This is a genomic window from Archangium sp. (genome assembly GCF_036388035.1).
GTDB lineage: Bacteria > Myxococcota > Myxococcia > Myxococcales > Myxococcaceae > Archangium.
Genome location: NZ_DASVSO010000791.1, coordinates 1 through 3,553 on the forward strand (window position 1 = coordinate 1; position 3,553 = coordinate 3,553).

General features: G+C 68.2%; 2 protein-coding genes. Both read right to left on the minus strand.

The window, feature by feature from the left end:
* The coding region (locus VF697_RS32605) for a M3 family metallopeptidase (protein ID WP_331101087.1) at positions 1 to 2,223 on the minus strand (2,223 nt) is incomplete at its 3' end.
* A gap of 96 nt (positions 2,224 to 2,319) precedes the next feature.
* Positions 2,320 to 3,553 (minus strand): Gfo/Idh/MocA family oxidoreductase (locus VF697_RS32610; protein WP_331101089.1); only part of this gene is annotated, 1,234 nt, incomplete at its 5' end.

The following is a 3,553-nucleotide window of genomic DNA, read 5'->3' on the forward strand; positions in this document are numbered from 1 at the left end:
CTTCTTCTTCGTCGCGGAGGCCGGGACGGGGAAGCCGCGCTTGCGCATCAGGGCGTTGATGCCGGCGTCCTTGCCGCGGAAGGAGCGGTAGCCCTCGGCGGGGTCCACCGTGTTGCCCACCGAGAAGACGTTCTTGCGCAGGCGCTCGGCCACCTCGCGGTCATAGGGCCCCTTGCCCTGGGTGAAGGCCTCGTAGGCATCCGCCGTGAGCGTGTCCGACCACAGGTAGCTGTAGTAGCCCGCCGAGTAGCCGTCGCCCGCGAAGACGTGGCCGAACTGCGGCGTGCGGTGCCGCATGACGATCTCCTTCGGCATGCCCAGCGCTCCCAGCGTGTCGCGCTCGAAGGCGTCCGCGTCGATCGTCTGGTCGCCCGCGAGGTGCAGCTTCATGTCCACCAGGGCGCTCGACAGGTACTCCACCGTGCCAAAGCCCTGGTTGAAGGTCGCCGCCTTCTTCAGCTTGGCCACCAGCTCCGCCGGGAGCGGCTTGCCCGTCTGGTAGTGCAGGGCGTACGTGTTGAGCACCTCGGGCGTGGAGAGCCAGTGCTCCAGCAGCTGCGAGGGGAACTCCACGTAGTCGCGCGCCACCGACGTGCCCGAGAGCGTCGGGTACGTCACGTTGGAGCTCAGGCCGTGCAGGGCGTGGCCGAACTCGTGGAAGAGGGTCTCCGCGTCGCTCCAGCTCACGAGGACCGCCTCGCCCGGCTGGCCCTTCACGAAGTTGGAGTTGTTGGAGACGATGGTGGTGATCTCGCCCTTGAACCGCTCCTGGTTGCGGTAGGCGTTCATCCACGCGCCCGAGCGCTTTCCGGTCCGCGCATACGGGTCGAAGTACCACAGGCCCACGTGCTTGCCGCTCGTCTTGTCCTTCACCTCCCAGACGCGGATGTCGGGGTGGTAGACGGGCAGGTTCTCCACCGGCGTGAACGAGAAGTTGAACAGCTCGCCCGCCACCCAGAACATGCCCTCGCGCAGCTTCTCCAGCTGCAGGTACGGCTTCACCTCGTTCTGGTCCAGGTCGTACTTCGCCTTGCGGACCTTCTCCGCGTAGTAGCGGTAGTCCCAGGGCTCGATCTTCAGCTTCGCGCCCTCCTTGTTGGCGATCGCCTGCATGTCGGCGACCTCCTCGCGGACGCGGGCCACGGCGGGCTTCCACACCGCCTCCATCAACTCCATGGCGCGCTCGGGCGTCTTCGCCATGGTGTTCTCGAGCCGCCAGTGGGCGTGCGTCTTGTACCCCAGCAGCTTCGCCCGCTCGGCGCGCAGCTTGAGGACCTCGGAGATGATCTTGTTGTTGTCGCGGGCGTCGCCGTTGTCGCCGCGGTTGACGTAGTTGCGCCAGACCTTCTCGCGCAGCTCCCGGCGGGCCGAGTAGGTGAGGAACGGCTCCATCGAGGAGCGCGTGTTGGTGATGGCCCACTTGCCCTTCATCCCGCGCGCCTCGGCCGCGGCCGCCGCACCGGCGCGCACGGACTCGGGCAGGCCGGCGAGGTCCGCCTCCGACTCGAGGATGACGGCGTAGTTCTCCTCGTCGGCCAGCACGTTCTGGCTGAAGTCGGTGTAGAGCGAGGCGAGGCGCTGGTTGATGTCACCCAGGCGCTTCTTCGCCGCACCGTCGAGCTTCGCGCCCGAGCGGACGAAGCCCGTGTAGTGCACCCAGACGAGGCGCTGCTGCTCGGGTGTCAGCTTCGCCTTGTCGGGCGAGGTGTAGACGGCCTCGATGCGCTGGAAGAGCTTCTCGTTCTGGGTGATCTCATCGGAGAAGGCGGCGAGCTTGGGCGCCATCTCGCGCTCGACGGCCTGGAACTCCGGGCCGTTCATGTTCGAGCTCCAGATGCCGAAGAACGTGCCCACGTCGTTGAAGGTCCGTCCGGCATCCTCCAGCGCGGCGATGGTGTTCTCGAAGGTGGGCGCGGCCGGGTTGTTGGCGATCGCGTCGATCTCCCGGCGGTTCTGCTCCATCGAGGCCTCGAGCGCGGGCTTGAAGTGCTCGACCTTGACCTGATCGAACTGCGGCACGCCGCCGTACGGGCCGGACCACTTCGCCAGCAGCGGGTTTTGCGCCGGGGCGGGCGCGGCGGGCTGGGCCTCGGCGGCCGGGCCCTTGGCGGCGGAAGGCTGCTGGCCCGGAGCGGCCCCGCGGCCCTCCTGGGCGGTCGTCGCGCACGCGGCGGCCACGAGGGCGGCCACACCGGCGCCAGCGAAGAAGAAGAACTTACGCATGAAAGGGATGCCTCCAGAAGAGACGGGCGTTGGTTGAGACGCTACCCAAGGGGAACACGCGAGACGTCGGGGTCTTCCCCACAATCGACGAGGCGCTCAGGAGACGATGGGCAGCGGCGGAGTCGTCTCCCACTCTCCACGGGTGAAGTCGGGGAAATCCTTGGAGTTGCCCCGGTCGGCGACGGAGGCCTCACTGAGGGCGATGACGGACGACCATGCGGCGGCATCGTAGACGTTCTGATCCAGCGGCTCGCCGTTGCGCAGGCAGTAGATGAGCCGCCAGAGCATCAGGAAGTCCATTCCCCCGTGGCCGCCGTTCTGCTCCGCCTCGCGCCCCATGCGCTGCCAGAGGGGGTGCTCGAAGCGCGCGTACCACGCCTCCATGTCCTGGTCCCAGGTCTCGAAGTCGCGCCGCGCACCATCGAGGTACTCGAGCGTGAGCCGCTCCGGGAACCCAGCGACGACGCCGTTGGTGCCCTGGATGAGGTTGTGCCGGGTGTAGGGGCGCGGGGTGGTGGTGTCGTGCTGCACGAGGAGGGTGCGGCCCCTCACCGTCTTGATGAGGCTGCTGTTGATGTCCCCGCAGATGTAGCGGGCCTGGTTGCGCGGGTGCTCCGGTGGGAAGTGCTGGCGGGCATAGGCCTGGAGCCCCAGCGCCGGGGAGCTGAAGGAGCTCAGGTAGTCGAACCGGTCTCCGCGGTTGATGCCCATGTACTGCGCGAGCGGGCCCAGTCCGTGAGTAGGGTAGAGGTTGGCGTTCCTCCGGGTGTGCCAGGCGGGTCGCCAGGAGCCCTCTCCTCGCTCCAGCTCGTCCATCATCCACCGCAGCTCGTGGATGTAGGCGGCCTCCCCGTGCAGGAGCTCCCCGAGCAGTCCCTGGCGCACGAGGTTGAGGGCCATCAACTCCTGGCGGCCATAGCAGACGTTCTCCAGCATCATGCAGTTGAGCTGGGTCCGCTCGGCGGTGTCGACGAGCCGCCAACACTCCTCGAGGGTCAAGGCGGCGGGCACCTCGACCAGCGCGTGCTTGCCGGAGTTCATCGTGTCCACCGCCATGGCGGCGTGGAGCTCCCACGGGGTGGCGATGAGCACCACGTCGAGGTCACCGCGCGCCAGCAGCTCGCGATAGGCGAAGGCGTCCCCCGTGTAGCCCTGGGGCCGAGGCCGGCCCGCGGCCACCACGTCATTCAGGGCGAGCTCGAGGCTCGGCGCATGGATGTCGCAGAGGGCCTTGAGCTCGACGCCCTCGAGCGCGCACATGAGCTGGAGCAGGCTCCGGCCCCGGGCCCCGACGCCGATGAAGGCCACGCGCACGGTCTCCATCGGGGGC